The organism is Enterococcus sp., assembly GCF_032555305.1.
Classification (GTDB): domain Bacteria; phylum Bacillota; class Bacilli; order Lactobacillales; family Enterococcaceae; genus Enterococcus_A.
Genome location: NZ_JAWGOQ010000031.1, coordinates 49949 through 67670, shown reverse-complemented (window position 1 = coordinate 67670; position 17722 = coordinate 49949). Strand labels below are relative to the sequence as shown.

At 39.5% G+C, this 17722-nt stretch carries 16 protein-coding genes; 13 read left to right on the top strand and 3 right to left on the bottom strand.

Features of this window, described 5'->3' with window-relative positions; genetic code table 11:
* Positions 1-230 precede the first annotated feature (230 nt).
* Complete coding sequence (gene treR / locus E6139_RS18690; protein ID WP_316405044.1) at positions 231-953, bottom strand: trehalose operon repressor; 723 nt, start codon at positions 951-953, stop codon at positions 231-233.
* A 325-nt stretch (positions 954-1278) separates the two neighbouring features.
* Between treR and treP the strand changes: the two genes are divergently transcribed.
* Together treP and treC are read left to right on the top strand one after the other, a co-directional pair.
* Positions 1279-3228, top strand: a complete 1950-nt coding sequence (treP, locus tag E6139_RS18685; RefSeq protein ID WP_316405043.1) for a PTS system trehalose-specific EIIBC component — start codon at positions 1279-1281, stop codon at positions 3226-3228.
* A 15-nt stretch (positions 3229-3243) separates the two neighbouring features.
* A complete protein-coding gene (treC, locus tag E6139_RS18680) occupies positions 3244-4866 on the top strand; it encodes an alpha,alpha-phosphotrehalase (protein WP_316405042.1) in 1623 nt (540 codons plus the stop codon).
* 84 nt (positions 4867-4950) lie between these two features.
* Here the strand turns inward: treC and E6139_RS18675 are convergent, their stop codons facing one another.
* Positions 4951-5730 carry a glycyl-radical enzyme activating protein gene (locus E6139_RS18675; RefSeq protein ID WP_316405041.1) on the bottom strand — a complete coding sequence of 260 codons (780 nt, stop codon included), beginning with the start codon at positions 5728-5730 and terminating at the stop codon, positions 4951-4953.
* A 298-nt stretch (positions 5731-6028) separates the two neighbouring features.
* Between E6139_RS18675 and E6139_RS18670 the strand changes: the two genes are divergently transcribed.
* The 7 genes from E6139_RS18670 (at position 6029) to E6139_RS18640 (ending at position 12558) form a co-directional block, all read left to right on the top strand.
* Positions 6029-6787, top strand: coding sequence for a DeoR/GlpR family DNA-binding transcription regulator (locus E6139_RS18670; protein WP_316405040.1), 759 nt, complete (start codon positions 6029-6031; stop codon positions 6785-6787).
* Between the two features lie 134 nt (positions 6788-6921).
* A complete protein-coding gene (locus E6139_RS18665) occupies positions 6922-7671 on the top strand; it encodes an N-acetylmannosamine-6-phosphate 2-epimerase (RefSeq protein ID WP_316405039.1) in 750 nt (249 codons plus the stop codon).
* Position 7672: 1 nt separating this feature from the next.
* Complete coding sequence (locus tag E6139_RS18660) at positions 7673-9958, top strand: pyruvate formate lyase family protein (protein ID WP_316405038.1); 2286 nt, start codon at positions 7673-7675, stop codon at positions 9956-9958.
* A 99-nt stretch (positions 9959-10057) separates the two neighbouring features.
* The gene (locus tag E6139_RS18655) at positions 10058-10510 is read left to right on the top strand and encodes a PTS sugar transporter subunit IIB (protein ID WP_316405037.1); all 453 of its coding nucleotides are present in this window, start codon (positions 10058-10060) and stop codon (positions 10508-10510) included.
* Between the two features lie 25 nt (positions 10511-10535).
* On the top strand, positions 10536-11306 hold the full coding sequence (locus tag E6139_RS18650) for a PTS sugar transporter subunit IIC (RefSeq protein ID WP_316405036.1): 771 nt from the start codon (positions 10536-10538) through the stop codon (positions 11304-11306).
* Entirely contained in the window at positions 11299-12123 is an 825-nt protein-coding gene (locus E6139_RS18645; protein ID WP_316405035.1) for a PTS system mannose/fructose/sorbose family transporter subunit IID, read from the top strand. The genes E6139_RS18650 and E6139_RS18645 overlap by 8 nt, the downstream gene beginning before the upstream one ends.
* 15 nt (positions 12124-12138) lie before the next feature.
* Complete coding sequence (locus E6139_RS18640) at positions 12139-12558, top strand: PTS sugar transporter subunit IIA (RefSeq protein WP_316405034.1); 420 nt, start codon at positions 12139-12141, stop codon at positions 12556-12558.
* Between the two features lie 211 nt (positions 12559-12769).
* Here E6139_RS18640 and E6139_RS18635 read toward each other — a convergent pair whose 3' ends face one another.
* Positions 12770-13660, bottom strand: coding sequence for an ArsR/SmtB family transcription factor (locus tag E6139_RS18635; protein ID WP_316405033.1), 891 nt, complete (start codon positions 13658-13660; stop codon positions 12770-12772).
* Positions 13661-13943: 283 nt separating this feature from the next.
* Here E6139_RS18635 and E6139_RS18630 point away from each other — a divergent pair, with 283 nt between their 5' ends.
* The 4 genes from E6139_RS18630 to E6139_RS18615 all read left to right on the top strand — a co-directional run bounded on the left by E6139_RS18630 (position 13944) and on the right by E6139_RS18615 (position 17706).
* Positions 13944-15224 carry an ABC transporter substrate-binding protein gene (locus tag E6139_RS18630; RefSeq protein WP_316405032.1) on the top strand — a complete coding sequence of 427 codons (1281 nt, stop codon included), beginning with the start codon at positions 13944-13946 and terminating at the stop codon, positions 15222-15224.
* A gap of 120 nt (positions 15225-15344) precedes the next feature.
* Positions 15345-16253 (top strand): sugar ABC transporter permease, encoded by a 909-nt coding sequence (locus E6139_RS18625; RefSeq protein ID WP_316405031.1) that lies wholly within the window; start codon positions 15345-15347, stop codon positions 16251-16253.
* A 12-nt stretch (positions 16254-16265) separates the two neighbouring features.
* Positions 16266-17123, top strand: a complete 858-nt coding sequence (locus E6139_RS18620) for a carbohydrate ABC transporter permease (RefSeq protein WP_316405030.1) — start codon at positions 16266-16268, stop codon at positions 17121-17123.
* A gap of 13 nt (positions 17124-17136) precedes the next feature.
* The gene (locus E6139_RS18615) at positions 17137-17706 is read left to right on the top strand and encodes a DUF624 domain-containing protein (RefSeq protein WP_316405029.1); all 570 of its coding nucleotides are present in this window, start codon (positions 17137-17139) and stop codon (positions 17704-17706) included.
* Positions 17707-17722 lie beyond the last annotated feature (16 nt).

Here is a 17722-nt window from a genome sequence, read left to right as displayed (position 1 = left end):
TTGGAGAATGTTCCGGAAAATAGTTAATGATAGATTGAGGCATTAAGAGCCATTCATGGCGGAAACAACACCGCTTTGCGAATGGCACGTTCAGAGATGGAACACGATGAAAACCCAGACAAACACTCTTAGTTTGTCTGGGTTTTTGTCTATTCAATTATAAGAAAATCCAAATTTATAGATCAAAAAATAACTAATAGCTATTATAAGATACGTGTCTCTTAGACCTCTTAAATAGTTGAATGATGTCGTCTTGCAAAATCAAAAAAACGGAATTTATCCACTTGATGTCGACTTTCAGTAAATTGGAATTGGCACGCGCTTTTGGTAAATATCCGGCTTTTTACTGAAACAATATTAATGTCGTGCTGATTAAGATCTAGCAGTCTGTGGTCCTCTTCAGTAAGTGCATCGATCGTGATTTCTTTTTCAGCGAAAGCAATATTGATTCCTAATTTGTCCTCAAAATAACGGTACAGAGAATCTCCAGCAATTTCCGTATCTAAATTCGGTACAACCTTGGTTAGGATTAAATCCTTGTCCATAATCACTTTTTTTTGATCAATCGCACGAATACGTATCAACTCCCAACAAATATCACCCTCTTCAAAACCAGTCATTAGGGGGAGTATGTTATCAATCACTATCTTTTTTAGACTGATAACCTCGGTATTGCTGTTGTAACCATAAGAATTGTGAAGTTCTTTGTAGCTAGTTAAACCAGAAAGAGGAAACCTCAGTTGTTCGCGTTTTAACACTAGTGAACCTTTTCCTTGAATCTTCTGAATGTACCCATTAGCCATTAATAAGCTTAGAGCCTTGCGAATGGTATCCCGGGAAACACGATAGATTTCTTGCAGTTTACTTTCGCTGGGGAGAAAGGTACCAGCTTCGTATACATTCTTTAAAATTCCTCTTTCGATCGATTGATAGATAACTTCATAGGTTCTCATCGCACTTTCCTCACTTACTATACGTAGAAGTAAACTCATTATAAAACAAAATGAACGTAAGTAAAGCGTAATTTTAAAAATTCCATTAGAATAAAAATGAGAAAAATCTTATTTTATAGCTGACCTGTATGTTTGCACACAGACTAGCTTTTGGGATTCAGACAAATTGTTTATCAAATGGAAAGTGAGCGCTGCTTTCTGATTAAAGTGTTCTAATTTTTAACAATTCGAAAAAAAGTAAGCGATTTACATTGTCGATCAATGGACATATAGTTATGCCAACAACTGAACTTATCCATACAAGTAAAAACTGGGAGGGAAAACAATGGGGAAATATGATAAGGACACAAGGGAGTTACTGGAGGCTGTAGGTGGAAAGGGCAATATTTCTGCTGTGACACACTGTGCGACACGTATGCGTTTTGTTTTGAATGATCCAAAAAAGGCCAATGAAGAACGGATTGATGATATTCCTAGTGTCAAAGGGATGTTCACCAATGCAGGGCAATTTCAAGTAATCATCGGGAATGACGTAGCTGTATTTTACAATGAATTTTCGGCTGTCTCGGGTATTGAGGGTGTTTCTAAGGAGGCAGCAAAAGTTGCGGCCAAACAAAATCAGAATCCGCTGCAGCGAGCTATTACCGTTTTAGCAGAAATTTTCACACCAATTTTACCAGCAATTATTGTCGGCGGTTTGATTTTAGGATTTCGAAATATTTTGGAAGCTGTCCCAATGGGGTGGCTCAATGGACAAACAATTGTTGAGGCATCGACATTTTGGAGTGGTGTAAATGGCTTCTTATGGCTGCCAGGGGAAGCGATTTTCCATTTCTTGCCGGTCGGGATTACCTGGAGTATTGCCCGTAAGATGGGGGCAACCGAGATTTTAGGAATTGTTTTAGGCATTACGTTAGTTTCGCCACAACTATTGAACGCCTATGCGGTGAATGGTACCACTGCCGCAGAAATTGCGAAGAACTGGACTTGGGATTTTGGTCTTTTCACTGTCGACAAGATAGGGTATCAGGCACAGGTAATTCCAGCCATGTTAGCAGGATTTTTGTTTGTCTACTTGGAGAGATTCTTCCGCAAACACATTCCTGAAGCGATATCAATGATTTTCGTTCCATTTTTCTCGTTGATTCCAACTATTTTGGCTGCTCATATTGTTTTAGGACCACTTGGTTGGAAGATAGGAACAGTCATTTCTACAGTTGTAAACGCAGGACTAACTTCTAGCTTTAGTTGGCTGTTTGGCGGAATTTTAGGGGCACTAACATCGCCATTAGTGATTACCGGTTTGCATCATACTACCTTAGCGATTGACTCACAGTTGATAGCTGACTTTGGCTCGACGAATTTGTGGCCAATTCTATGTCTATCGAATATTGCTCAAGGGGCATCTGTTTTAGCAATTGTATTTGCACATCGTGGAAATAAGAAAGAAGAACAGGTATCCATTCCATCGACTATTTCAGCATGGTTAGGCGTAACAGAGCCGGCGATGTTCGGGATCAACTTGAAATATACCTATCCGTTTATTGCCGCTATGATTGGTAGTGGGATCGCTGGATTATTTGTCACACTGTTTAAAGTCCGTGCGTTATCGATTGGTGTCGGTGGGTTGCCTGGAATCCTCTCCATTCGTCCTCAGGATTATGTGATCTTCCTTATCGGGATGCTGATTGCTATTGTCGTTCCATTTGTCTTAACCTTGATGTTCAGACGAGTGGGGGTATTCAATAAAATTGATCGAATTGAAGAAGAAATCGTTCCAACCTTAGGTGAGGAAGCTGCACAAAAAGCAGGTTCGATCGTGGAATTGTTTGCACCAGTTCCAGGTGTTTTATATCCATTAAGCAAAGCGAAAGACCCGGTTTTTTCAGAAGGCATGATGGGGCAGGGAGCTGTAATTGAACCTACCGAGGGGAAAGTAGTGGCGCCGTTTGATGGGCAGATTAGCTTGCTATTTCCAACAAAACATGCAATAGGCTTAATTAGTACGGAAGGAACCGAAGTTTTGATTCATATCGGAATTGATACGGTTGAATTGGAGGGTAAGTATTTTACAAGCCATGTAGAGCAAGGAGACAGCGTGAAGAAAGGTCAAGCCTTAATCGAGTTTGATATGGATGCAATTAAAGCAGCAGGATATGAATTGCAAACGCCAATTATCGTCACGAATTCAACGAATTATCAAGTTGATCCATTGATTGAGAGTACTTCAGTAGTAACGAGCAATGAAAAAATATTATTAGCAACAGAACTGTAAAGTTGGGGGAGCAAAATGAGTTTTAAAGAGAAAGTAATTTATCAAATCTATCCGAAGTCTTTTTTGGATACGAATCAAGATGGCATTGGAGATTTGCAGGGAATCACAAATAAAATTCCTTACTTAAAACGTTTAGGCGTGGATATGATTTGGTTGAATCCGATTTTTCCTAGTCCGCAAAAAGATAATGGTTATGATGTGTCAGATTATACAGCGATTGATCCTACATTTGGTACTATGAACGACTTCGAAGGACTAGTGGACATCGCAAAAGCTAATGGAATTGAGATTATGTTAGACATGGTCTTTAATCATGTTTCTACTGAACATGAATGGTTCAAAAGGGCTTTGGCTGGGGAAAAGAGCTATCAGGATTACTTCATTTTGCGAGATGAGCCAACCGACTGGATTTCTAAGTTTGGTGGGAATGCTTGGGCACCATTTGGCGAGACCGGAAGATACTATTTACATCTCTTTGAGCAAACACAGGCAGATTTAAACTGGCGTAATCCAGCAGTACGTGATGAGCTGATGAATGTGTTACGATTTTGGATGGATAAAGGAGTCAAAGGATTTCGCTTTGATGTTATTAATTTGATTGGGAAAGATGAGGTGCTGAATAATTGTTCCGAAAATGACGGGAAACCGGCTTATACAGATCGGCCAATTGTCCATGAATATATTAAAATGATGAATCAAGCGTCGTTCGGAAAGGATGAAGAAATTGTTACTGTCGGTGAAATGAGTTCTACATCGCCAGAAAATTGCATTTTATATACAAAACCTGATCGTGAGGAATTGACGATGACCTTCAATTTCCACCATCTGAAGGTAGATTATCAGGACGGACAAAAATGGACAAAAATACCTTTTGATTTTGCTGAGTTGAAGGATACCTTTCATGATTTTGGTACGAAAATGAGTGATGAGGATGGCTGGAATGCTCTTTTCTGGAACAATCATGATCAGCCTCGGGCGTTAAATCGATTTATAGATGCCGAAAAACATCGTATTGTCGGTGCCAAGATGTTGGCAAGTGCAATTCATTTGAATCGGGGAACACCTTATATCTATATGGGAGAGGAAATCGGGATGCTTGATCCAGCATTTGAGTCTATGGATCAATATGTTGACGTAGAAACGCTAAATGCGTATCAAGAATTGATCGAAGCAGGAAAGACTGAAACTGAAGCCTTCGAGATCGTTAAATTCAAAGCCCGTGACAATTCCCGGATACCGATGCAATGGAATAGTGATGAGTTTAGTGGATTTTCGGAAGTAACGCCATGGATTGACAATGGAAAGACAGCTAAAGAAATCAATGTAATGACTGAGCTGCAAAAAGGAACCATCTTTAGCTACTATCAGCGATTGATTCAATTGCGGAAAGAGTATCCTGTGATTTCCAGTGGAAGTTACGAGGCCTACTTACCTGAACATCCGCAGGTTTATGGTTTTGTCCGTCGGTTAACAGGGCATTCAGTACTTGTTGTGAACAACTTTTTTCCGCAAAAAACTGAGATTCAGCTGACAGAGGAATTTCTGCAGGGCCAAGTTTTGATTAGTAATTATGAACATACACCAATTGGTGAAACAGTTATTCTAGAGCCGTATCAAACACTTGCCATTTATTGCTAAAAATGTGATTTCAAAAACAGGCCATATGCAGTATCTCGTTTAAGAGACTGCATCTAGCCTGTTTTTTTGTATAGTTAATTCGAATTATCCGATGACACAATTTATTCCAAATTGACCAATCGTTTCTGCATAAGGGATTAAGTCAGTACTTGTTAGTTGTGGGACTCCTTCAAACTCATAGGTTCTTTTTAAAAATCTATACTTACTCTTTCCAAATTGATGAAATGGTAAAAGTTCAACCTTTTTTACATGATAAGCATTGAGGAGGCGACCAAATGAGACTGCGTCGTTTAAAGAATCATTGTACCCGGGAATGATCGGTATTCTTAAAAGCATCTGCTGGTTGCTTTGTATGGCTTGCTCAAGATTTTTTAGAATAGGTTCAAGAGCGACAGCGGTTTTTTTCTTATGCTTCAGTGTATCGTAGTGCTTGATGTCCATAATCAATAAGTCTACATGGTCCATTAATTCTTTGAAATCCTTACTAGAGGAATAAGCGGAAGTTTCACAGGCGGTGTGAATCGACTCCTTTTTGCATTCTTTCAGTAAGTCAATCACGAAATTTTTCTGTGCTAAAACCTCACCACCTGTGACGGTGATTCCCCCATTTGATTCTTGGTAATAATCGACATCCTTTCGTATGATGTTCATAACTTCTTCAATCGTATAGTATTGCCCAGCAAGGATGTCTTTCTTTTTTTGATTATCCCAAATTGGCTCAGGCTGTCTCTTTTGTGATTCGGGATTGGAGCACCAGGTACAACGTAAAGGGCACCCCTTAAAGAAAATGGTGGTTCTAATACCCGGCCCATCATGAATACTAAATCGTTGAATATTAAATATACATCCCATTGCATCACTCATTCCAATGCCCTCCTTAGTTGTTACAGCTTAATTATACGCCAATACTAGGTAAAAATAAATCAGTTTTGAATCAAAAAGAATCAAAATGACCCAAAAAGATTAAAAAAGACTTGAAAAGGGTTTTGTGAGATGTTACACTACTGGTGTAATAAGACAAAGGTTCTGACGGAAACATATTCAAACCTATCACTAGTAATGAATTGTTTTGAACTAAAATGATTCAAATTTGTTTTCGTGCTTTCAGATTCTCTTTTTGATTTGTATAATGAAAAGAAAAGAGAAAAAAGGAGCGTTTTATATGTTAGCAAAAGAACGTCAAATTTATATCTTATCTCGTTTAAAATCACAACCTATGATCAGTATTAGTGATCTATGTAAAGAGATGAATGTGTCAAAATCCACTGTTCAACGGGATTTAAAGCTTCTAGAAGATCAAGGGAAAGTTGACCGTGAACGGGGCGGAGTGGTTCAAGTTGGGTTGGAGGAAACAATCAGTGATTTGACAGAAGGTCCGGTACTCGAAAAGGTGAATGTCCATCAAGAAGAAAAGAAACAAGTCGCTGAGATAGCTGCAAAGGAAATTAAAGATGGTGATTTGATTTTTTTAGACTCTGGAACAACACCGATGCAAATGATTCCTTTTCTGCATAATAAAAAAATAAAAATCGTTACCAACAGCTATTTTGTGCTGAATCGTTTGAATCAGCTAGATGTTGAGGTTTATATGCTAGGCGGACGATACAGTAAAAAGCACGAGATTTGCTATGGACCGTCAACCATTGAACAGATGCGAGAATTTCGTTTTGATAAATCATTTATTGGAGCAAATGGCGCAGATACAGATTTTGGCGAAGTGTATACGAGTGAATTAGAAATTGGAAGCATCAAAAAAGCAGTGATCAAACGCAGCAAGCATGCGTATTTGCTTGTCGATGACTCCAAGTTTAGCTTAACGGCTTTAAGCACCTTTGGACGTTTTGAAGATTTCGAAAAAATCATTACGAATAAAATGCCTGAAGGTGGCAAAAAATATAAAAATATTGTGACAGCAGAATAAGGATGTCAGTTCTACTTTTATCAGTTTAGTTAATTAGAGAGATAGTTTCAAAAATTGAGTAAATTAAAAGAGTGAACACTCTATAGTAGAATGATTTACGACATTCGAATTGAAAAAAATGAGGAGAATGTGGAATGAAAACGAATGATCCAAAAAAACGCGAATTGCTGGAGTCTTTAAAAAACGGCTTGATTGTTTCTTGCCAAACACAAAAGGATGAACCCATTTATACGGATGACATGTCAGTTAAAATGGCTGAATGCGCAAAATGGGGTGGGGCTGTTGCGATCCGCGCCAATATTCCAGAACAAATTAAACTGATTAAGGAGAACGTGGACCTTCCGGTAATTGGTCTTTGGAAAATATGGCATGAGGATACAGACGTTTTCATTACACCTACTTTGGAAGCGTGCAAAGCAATCTGGGAAGCTGGTGCGGAGATTATCGCATTAGATTGTACTGCTCAAAAAACACATGAGGGGACCGTTGCTTGGGATTTGTTACCGATTTTGAAAAAGGAAATTCCGGAAGCAATCATTTTTGCCGATGTGTCAAACTATGAGGAAGCACGGCGGGCAATTGATAATGGTGCTGATATTGTTGCTCCAACACTGTATGGTTATACGGATGCAACCAAACATATTGAAGGACCTGATTTTCGTGAGTTTGCACGTATGTGTCGTGACTTCAAGGATGAAGCGTATGTCATGATGGAAGGTCATATTTATACACCAGAGGATGCCATGAAAGTGTTGTATTTAGGAGCCCACTCAGTCGTAGTCGGTAGTGCCATTACTCGTCCGCACTACATTACGAAACGTTTTACTGATTTGTTAAGCGGCTATCAAAATAACTGGCGTGAATCGGAAAGGAGTAAACATTAGGATGAAAAAGGCAAGCATCGCCGGGGTTCAAAATGTTGAAGTCAGCATCAAATTGCCAAGTGAAAAGACCCCTGAGGAACAACTTAAGATAATGGAAGCCTATACAAAAGCGCACAAGGATTCGGAAGGTCTTTCAAAGGAAGCTAGAGAGATAAACTGTTTAAAAGTGATTTATCCAACGCTATTTAGGAGCATTGAACCGACTGATTTAATTGCTGGACGTTTGGATTTTTTGCCCATTGGATTTGGTTGCGTGACTTCTCTTGGCGGAGTTGGACATTATTGCGTATTTGACAAACTGGCTAAGTTCAAAGATGAATTGTCCTCTGAATCAGATATAGCAAAGGTAGATGCCATGTATGAATATTGGGAAAAGCATGATGTCAAAGCGTTATATTGTGAGGATGTCTTACAAGAAAATATCATTAGTCGATTTATTGATGGGCGAGCTCCCTTGATGGCTACGGCCCGCCTCAGCGGCATGATGCTGGATTATCCCAAGTTATTGGATAATGGGATTGAGGGGCTAAAAGAAATCATTTTAGAAAAACAAAAAACGCATGGGCGTAATGAATTTTTAGATGCCTCTATTGACGCATTGAATATTTACCAGACAGTTTGTGATCGATTAAGAGAATTAGTGAATCGAGCCAAAAATACGGCCGAAACAAACAAAAGAATTCAGCAATTAGAACTGATGGAACAGGATTTAAAGGTAATTACCTATCAAAAACCACAAACCTTCCATCAAGCACTCCAAATGGTTTGGATCTATGCTTTGTTAGCTGGTTGTATTAATTATGGACGCTTGGATGATTATTTAGGTCCTTATCTAAAAGATGATTTGGACAATGGACGGATTACAGAAGAGGATGCCTACGACTATTTGAAATCATTATGGACATTGATTGAAAATCGCCGAACAACAGTAAATGGTCGGATTATTGTTGGGGGCTATGGTCGGAAGAATCCTGAAGCGGCAGATATTTTTGCCAAGATAGCGCTCAAGGTGACCAAAGATTGTAACTATGTTGAACCGCAATTCACTCTCAGGTTTAACAAAAATACCTCTGAAGAAATTATGGATCTTGCTTATGAATGTATCGGAGCCGGAGCCACTTATCCAACGCTTTATAACGATGAAGTCAATGTTCCGGCGGTTATGCATGGTATGCGTGTAGATCGACAAGCAGCTGAACAATATGTTCCGTTTGGCTGCGGTGAGTTTGTTATTCAAGGTCAAAGTGTGGGCACTCCCAACACCTTGCTGAATCTACTAAAGCTATTGAATATTACCTTGAATGAAGGAATTGACCCCATGGATGGGATCAAAAAATCAGGTCCTGTTTCGATCAAAAAGGTTGAGGAATTCAAAACCTTTGATGATCTATATAAAAATTATAAAGAACTCTTAGCTTATTATTTTGATCTTTCTGTTGATGCGCAGTATTACAGCTATGAGTTAATGAATCGTGAAGTCTCTTTCATGTTTGCGAGTATTTTAATGGACGATTGCTTATCAAGAGGAAAGGCCATTTTAGATGGTGGCATCCGATATCTCGGCGGAACCAATGAAACCTATGGGAATATTAATAGTAGTGATGCCTTATATGCTATCAAAAAACTAGTTTATGATGATAAGAAATATACACTGGCAGAGTTAATAAAAGCTGCCAATCGTAATTTTGACGGATATGACTTGATCCGTGAAGAGCTTTTGTCTCAAGGAAAGTATGGGAATGATCTTGAAGAAGTTGACGAGTTAGCAAATGATTTTTATGAATTTGTTGCTAAGGGTATTCGTGATCGCGGGATCGAAAAAGGGATGCAGTATTACTTAATCGTAATCTCTAACAATCAAACAAATACAGAATGGGGAAGAGAAACCTCTGCATCATTAGATGGACGATACGCAGGACAATTTATGAATCCAGCAAATAATCCTCAAGGTGGGGCAGCGCAAAGTGGCCCCACCGCGGTTCTAAATTCCTTAGCCACCTTTAACGCAAAATATCATGGCGGCGCTGTACAGAATATTAAGTTCACTCCAAATATGTTCAATAAAAATCGAACCAAAATCAAATATTTGTTTGATACCTATTTTAAAAAAGGGGGCTGTCACCTAATGGTCACGATTGTTGATCATGGTGTGTTAGAAGATGCCCAGAAGCATCCTGAAAAATACCCGAATTTAATTGTTCGGGTAAGTGGATTCAGCGCGATTTTTGTTAATTTGGACAAAGACGTGCAGGATGAACTATTAAGTCGAACGCTTTATGATGAGTAAGTTAAATAAGAGATAGTCTTGGCTATCTCTTATTTTAAAAAGCGATTGTGAATGAACACCCAAGCGGATAATTTGACAAAAACAAAGGAGGATAAAAAGATGTTTTTTAGAATTGATGACAGACTAGTACATGGACAAGTGGTGACTGCTTGGATAAAACAATTAGGGGCCAAACGGATTGTGGTAATTGATGACCTAGCAGCGAGTAATCCGATAATTTCGAAAGCGCTAACAATGGCGACGCCGAAGCATGTCACGTTAGATATAAAAAAAGTAGGAGAAGCCGCTGAGTGTATTGAGGGATACGTTGAAAACGAAACATTATTTATTGCGAAATCTCCAGTGAGCGCTCAACAAATCATTGAAGCAAATGATCAGTATGACTGGAAATTGAATGTCGAGAATATCGGGATGGCTCCTGGGCGAAAGAAGTATGCTCAAACAGTCCATCTGGATGATGAGAACTATCAGGCTATTAGCATGTTGAATTGCAATGATTGTGTTGAAGTCTTTATGCAAACTGTACCAGGGCAACCAGTATCAACATTCTAAATTTGAAAATGAAGGGGTAAACAATATGACTTTATTACAAGCAGTACTAATCTCACTTTTCACCTATTTGGCTTGGATTGCAACACCTTGGCTGGGTGGGCAAGGGATTGCATATCATGTATTTGGAAAGCCTCTTGTTGCGGGGTTAATTGTTGGTATCATCATGGGCGATGTCCAGAATGGTGTAATTATCGGGGCGACGATCAATGCTTTATATGTAGGCGCAGTTACTCCTGGAGGGGCGATGGCCTCTGATATTGGAATAGCTGGGTATGTAGGAACTGCATTGGCTCTTTCTACCGGTGTAACAGCAGAAATGGCAGTTTCGATCGCTGTACCTTTGGGATTAATTGGTACTTTCGTATGGCAGCTATTCGCTACAATCAATTCTTTTCTTGTCCATAAAACGGATGAATATGCAGCTGAAGGAAACTTGAAAATGCTGACTTTCATGACGCTTGGATTGCCGCAAATAATTGCATTTATTTTCCGTTTTGTTCCAGCATTTTTAGTTCTTTATTTTGGAGCTTCGGCAGCACAAGATATCGTGAAAGTGATTCCGGACTGGTTAACCGCAGTGATTACTGTTATTGGAGGCATGTTACCAGCATTAGGGATGGCAGTATTGTTAAAAATGCTGCTCACAAAACCAAGTTTGATGGGGTATTTTATTGTAGGCTTTATCGCGGTAACCGCATTAAAATTACCTATTTTTACTGTTGCTTTAGTGGGAATTGCTTTAGCCATGATTAGCTATTTGAATCAAGATAATGCAGGAGGGTATGGGCATGTCTAATACTACGCAAGAAGTTACTAAAAAAGATATCTATAAAGTAGGATTACGCTGGATCATGTCCAATACATCCGCTTGGAATTGGGAACGGATGCAGAATGTTGCCTTTGCTTGGAGTATTGTTCCTGTGTTGAAAAAGGTGACCAACAATGATAAAGGTGAAATGGGGCAGGCCCTTACTCGCCACATGGCATTTTTCAATACTGAACCAACGATCGGATTACCTTTAATCGGTGCTGTTTGTGCGATGGAAGTATCTAAAGCACAAGGAGAAGATATCCCAGACGATGTTTTCAATGCCATTAAATCTGGATTGATGGGACCAATGGCTGCTTTGGGAGATTCCTTGTTTGCAAGTACAGGAAATGCTCTTTTGCTAAGCTTTGGTATGGGCTTAGCTTTAGAAGGGAACATTCTTGGCCCAATCGTTTTCTTAGTTGGATGGACGGCGATTACTTTGGGATTTGGTCTCTGGGGAGTTCAATTCGGCTTTAAGGAAGGCATGAAGATCATGGACTCCGAGATATTTTCTCCAGCAATGATCGAAAAAGTGACTGGTTTTCTATCCATTCTTGGATTGACGGTGGTGGGCGGTTTGTCTGCACAATTTGTTTCCTTATCTACTCCAATTAAATGGGGAAGTGGAGGGGCTGTAACCAAACTTCAAGATATTGTCGACGGATTAATGCCTGGTTTATTGCCGTTCGTTTTAGTCATGGCGGTGTGGTACCTGCATGACAAAAAGAATGTTTCTGTCATTAAATTACTGTTGATTTTAATAGTGGTGGGTGCAGCAGGCTCATTACTTCATGTCTTTTAAAAGAAGGGACTAACTATGGAAACCAATATGAGCAATGTACTCGTTATGACTCACGGAGAATTTGCTGCGGGAATTAAAAAGTCTGCTGAAATGATCATTGGGGAGCAGGATAATTTTGAAACATTAGTATTTACCCCCGAGATGTCTTTGGATGCTTTAGTGATTGCGTTGAAGGAGAAATTGCACCGCTTTGATAATGACCATCCAACTCTTGTTTTAGTGGATTTATTTGGTGGCTCACCCTCTAACGCAGTAGCCCTATTATTAGCGGAAGGTTTCGATATCCAAGCCATATCGGGTGTGAATTTACCCTTGCTATTAGAAGTGCTGAGTGGAAGAACACTATTTCCACTAGATAACTTAGTTTCTCAAGGGATCACCGCAGCAAATGAAGGTGTAATCAATATTGTAAAAAAATTCACCGAAGAACCATAGCGTGATATAGATAGGATTGGACTGATAGTATTTACAGCGATGAAGCGATAGTGATTTAGTCTACTTAAGGAATAGCAAAATTTATTGGAAATGAAGCCGATCCTCTTTTGATCTCTGGATTAAGTGGATATTTTGATGAAGCAGTTCAGCAGAAACGAAACAACAGAAAAGAACGCTGAAAACACTAAAAAAAGTGTTTTCAGCGTTCTTTTTAACTATAATATGTCTTAATCTTTATATCCTGATCGTAATTTCCAAAGCCTTTGCCAAATAAGGTACAGCCGCCAGCATTCTTAGCATCCTCTTTGACTTCTATGCGTAAGGTCCAGACTTCGTTATCGGTTGGAATATCTTCGATGGTGATGTTTGATAACGGTTCGCCATCCATATTAGTCAGATGGTTGCTGATTCGAATCGTTTTTAAAATACCGTACTGGTTCAGGTTGTCTGGATACCAATCAGGGGTTAGTTTTCCACGAATATCCGCAAAATCCCCAGGACTTGTCCACGTCCCAAGTTCAACGTCATTTAAGTAAAAGGTAATATCAGAAGGCCAGTTATTGTTGTGGAAAGGGAACTCAGAAGAAATTTCCATGGAAATCTCGATCATTTCCGCCTTTTCATCTTCATTTAAATAATTCGGTGTCTGGTATTCCACGAAACCTTCTGTAAACCAAAGAATCCGCGCATCCATCCGACGAGTATCCATGAAGTATCTTGGTTCGTCCACATTTCCGATAAATTCCTGCAGCGTTGCGAGCCCACAAGTAGGCTTGATGGAATAGTTGGTGTAATGCCCAACCGGTATGCAGGTTTCTTTAGTATCGAAGGCGTTGAAAATCTTCTTCGGAAAATGAATGTCAATTTCATCGACACGGAGGCTTGATATTTTTCTTTGAGCGACCCGTTCTGTTCGAATAATCTTGGCTTCCTCTAGCTTTTTAATATGCATCGTAACAATCGCGCTGCTCAAATGCAGCTTATCCGCAATTTCTTTCACGCTCAACTTATCTTTTGAGAGCAATTTGATGATATCGATGCGGACTTTGCTTGAGAGCGCTTCAAAAATTGGCAAAGATTCGTAAGAGATATCTATTTGCATTAAGAGACGTCCTTTCATGTAACTATTATCTGTTTGTATATTAACATATTTGTTAATGAATGTAAAACTGATAGTTGAATAGTTCTATTCGTTAATAAAAACATTAATGAACATCTAACATTATTTATCTAAATTAATAAAAATATTGTTGACAGCGGTTTCTTTAAATTGTATTATTTGCATAGAAGTTAAAAGCGCTTACTTAACGATGCACTATTTTATTTGGTTTTAAAGCTGAGTGTTTCTATCCATTCAGAAAAAAAAAGGAAAAGGAGAATCATAAATGAAACTGAAAAAATTTTTTATTGGGGCAGCTGCCTTTGCTTTGACGACCTCTTTGCTCGCTGGCTGTGGAAATAAGGGGAAGGCTGATGGCGATGGTGGCAGCGGCGATAAGACAACCCTAACGTTTTGGAATGGATTTACAGCATCTGATGGGGAGATTTTGAAGGGGATTGTCGATACCTTCAATAAGGAAAATGATAAGAATATTACGATTGAAATGGATGTTATGACATGGGCGAACTTAAATGAAAAGCTGCCTACTGCAATTTCTGCGAAAAAAGCACCTGACTTTATCGCCTTGAATTATGGTGATTTTGCTCAATACGTGAAGAATGGTGCTGTGCAAGATTTAGAGGATTTTTGGGAATATGATGGTGTTGATAAGAGTGACTTTGTGGACACTGCTGTTGATTTAGGAAAAGTAGATGACAAGCAATACTTCATTCCAATGCAGGTGCAAGGAATGTACATGTATTGGAACAAGGATTTGTTCAAGGCAGCAGGCTTAGATGAAAATCAGCCACCTCGCACTTGGGAACAGCTAACGGAAATGGCACCGAAATTAGCGGACTCGTCAAAAAATGTTCAAGGGTTCATTTTTAATAAGGATGGTACTTGGCCATTATACAATTGGATGTTAGCAAATGGCGGGAAGTTGGTGAATGATGACTATACTAAGTCTGAGTTTAATTCACCAGAGAACTTGAAAACCTTGAAGGCTATTCAAAAAATGATTCACGATGACAAGGCGGGGCCTGAATCAATTTCAGGGGCTGAGATGGACAATGTGATGAATGCGGACCAATTAGCGATCGAGCTGAATGGACCATGGTTGAATAACGGACTGAAGGCCAATGAAATCAACTATAGTGTGACTACGATTCCACAGGGTAGCGAAGATGGGAAGAAACAAGCTATTTTAGATGGTGTTGGCTATGCGATTCCTGCAAGTACTGATCCGGAGAAAAAAGAAGCGATTTATGAATTCTTGAAATATTGGAATTCGACTGAAATCGGGAAAAAATGGAGCATGGAAAATGGCTTCCCAGCATATCTAAACTCTGTGAATGACGACAAAGAAGTCAAAGAAGACCCAATCGTCTCTGAACTGTCTAAACAAATGGAGTTTGCGGAACCATTCCTACCTGGATTTGAAAAACTGCCATCCATTAACAATGATATCATCAATCCGCTAATTGAACGTTTACTAGCTGGAGAAGATGCTGAAAAACTAATGAAGGAAGCAGATAAAAAAATCAACGAGTTGCTTGCTGAATAATTTTGTGGCAACTCAGACTTCAACATCGATAGCAGCAAGCTTGTCGATGTTGAAGTTCAATGGTTCTTTTCTTGGCAACGCTGCGAAAAGAGCAAACGAATCAATTTAGGAGGAGACATAATGAACCAAGGGAAACGTGGACTGCTGACCTATTGGAACAAACCGAATCACGCAGCATATCTTTTCTTGCTACCATCCTTTTTAATTCTTTTATTGTTTACTGTTATCCCATTAATCGGGACCTTTGCTTTAAGCTTTACCAATATGAATATTTTCTTCACGAGTCAAGATTTTGTCGGCTTTGACAATTTCCTTCGTGTCTTTCAAGACCCACGGGCAGTCAACTCGTTTATCCACTCTCTGTACTTTACCTTATTGGAAACACCTGCCCAAATTATTGTCGGTTTAATCTTTGCAGTCGTTCTTTCAAGAAACACATTATTTAATCGCTTTTGTCGTTCGACCTTCTATATTCCTGTTATTTGTTCGTTGACATCGATTGCTATCATTTTTTCCATGCTTTTAGATCCGAACATTGGGGCGATCCCGTACATGTTCTCTCAGCTTGGGATGGAGACTCCGCAATTTTTCCGCGATCCGACATTGGCGATGCCAACGGTTGCTTTCATGACTGTGTGGAAAAACTTTGGGGTGACGATGACGATTCTCCTAACGGCGATTCAGGGGATTTCACCTTCCTTGTATGAGTCAGCAGAGATGGATGGGGCCACAAAGAATCAGCAGTTTTTCAACATTACGTTGCCGCAAATAGTGCCATCGTTAGGCTTTTGTATTCTGACCAACTTTATTGGATCAATGCAGGTCTTTGACCAAGTCTATGTAGCGACTGCCGGTGGACCGCAATTTAAGACGGAAACGGCTGTTCAGTACATCTATTCTCGAGGATTTACAGCCCCTTATGAATTGGGATATGCCTCAGCATTATCAAGTGTTCTTTTTGTGATCATTGCTGTATTAGCAGTATCTATCAACCTGTATATGTCACGTAAAGAAAAACAAATGAGATAGGGGAGAAAAGACATGGAAGCTTCTACAGCGATCAAACCAGTTTCAAAAAAGAAGCAAAAGGCCAAGCAAATTGTGGGAAAACTGATTCTTTGTGTAGTGATTTTATTAGTTGCTTTTCCCTTCTTATGGCTTTTGATATCTTCATTTAAATATGAGAAAGACATTATTTCCTTTCCGCCAAAGATTTTCGCTGACCGCTATACTTTGGAAAACTATACCAAGGTGTGGACGACTATTCCCTTAATGGATTACATCAAAAATACGGTGATCTTCGCAGGTGGTGTGGTGATCACTTCAGTATTCTTTGATTCGTTGGCCGGCTATGCCTTTGCCCGGATGCACTTCAAGGGAAAATCAGCGTTCTTCTATTTCGTCATGATCACCATGATGATTCCGTTCCAAGTATTCATGATCCCGCTTTATATGGAGGTTAATTTCTTGGGAATCATTGACAGCTATCCCGGATTGATCATTCCGCGAATGACGACTGCTTTTGGTATTTTCATGATGCGCTCCTTCTTTATCACCTTGCCAAAAGATTTGGAGGAAGCGGCCCGAATTGATGGGCTAAACGAATTTAATATCTTTTTGAAAATCATGCTGCCGTTAAGCAAGCCGACCATGCTGTCACTAGGAATTTTTACTTTGATGAACAGCTGGAACGACCTATTGTATCCATTGATTATGACAACCAGTTCAAAAATGCGCACATTGCCCGCTGGACTTGCTCTATTTACCGGACAGAATATTTCCTTCTACGGACCTGTAATGGCTGGGACTGTGATTTCGATGCTGCCGCTTTTGATTATTTATATGTTCGCCCAAAAATATTTTGTTCAAAGTACGGCCATGTCAGGCATGAAAGAATAGAAGGAAAAAAGAGATGAAACTAGTAGAGACAAGAGTTTATTCATTTTTAATGCTCATTACGGACTATATTTTAATCGGGATTTTGTGGGTAGTTGGTTGCTTGCCGCTCGTGACTTTTGTCGCCTCCTGCAATGGGATTGTGTATACCATGCGTCAGTGGCACGGGCAAGGTTCAGGAGAGATTTTACGAAATTATTGGACCGGCTTCAAACGGCAATTGCCATTGTCGCTTTTGGTTAGTTTGCTGTTTCTCAGTTTGTATTTCGTCAGTGATTCAAATGTCCAGCAACTGCAAGGCGGATTATCAAACCAATGGTTGGCGGTAATCTATCTGCTATCTCTGATTGTTAGCATAAGCTTGCTGTTTCGGATCATTTGGCAGATGACAGGTGAGCGGCAATCATGGCAGTCTGTTTTACGATCCGCAGTCTTTAGTGTAGTGACCTATTTTTTATCCAATCTACTGGTCGTAGGAATCACACTTTTGTTTATGGGCTTGGTCTTTGTTTTTCCGCCATTTATCTTTCTATTCGCGGGCGGCTATTGGAAGCTGATTCAATTAGGATTGGCGCAAAAATTTTAACATTGAGGTTTATAAC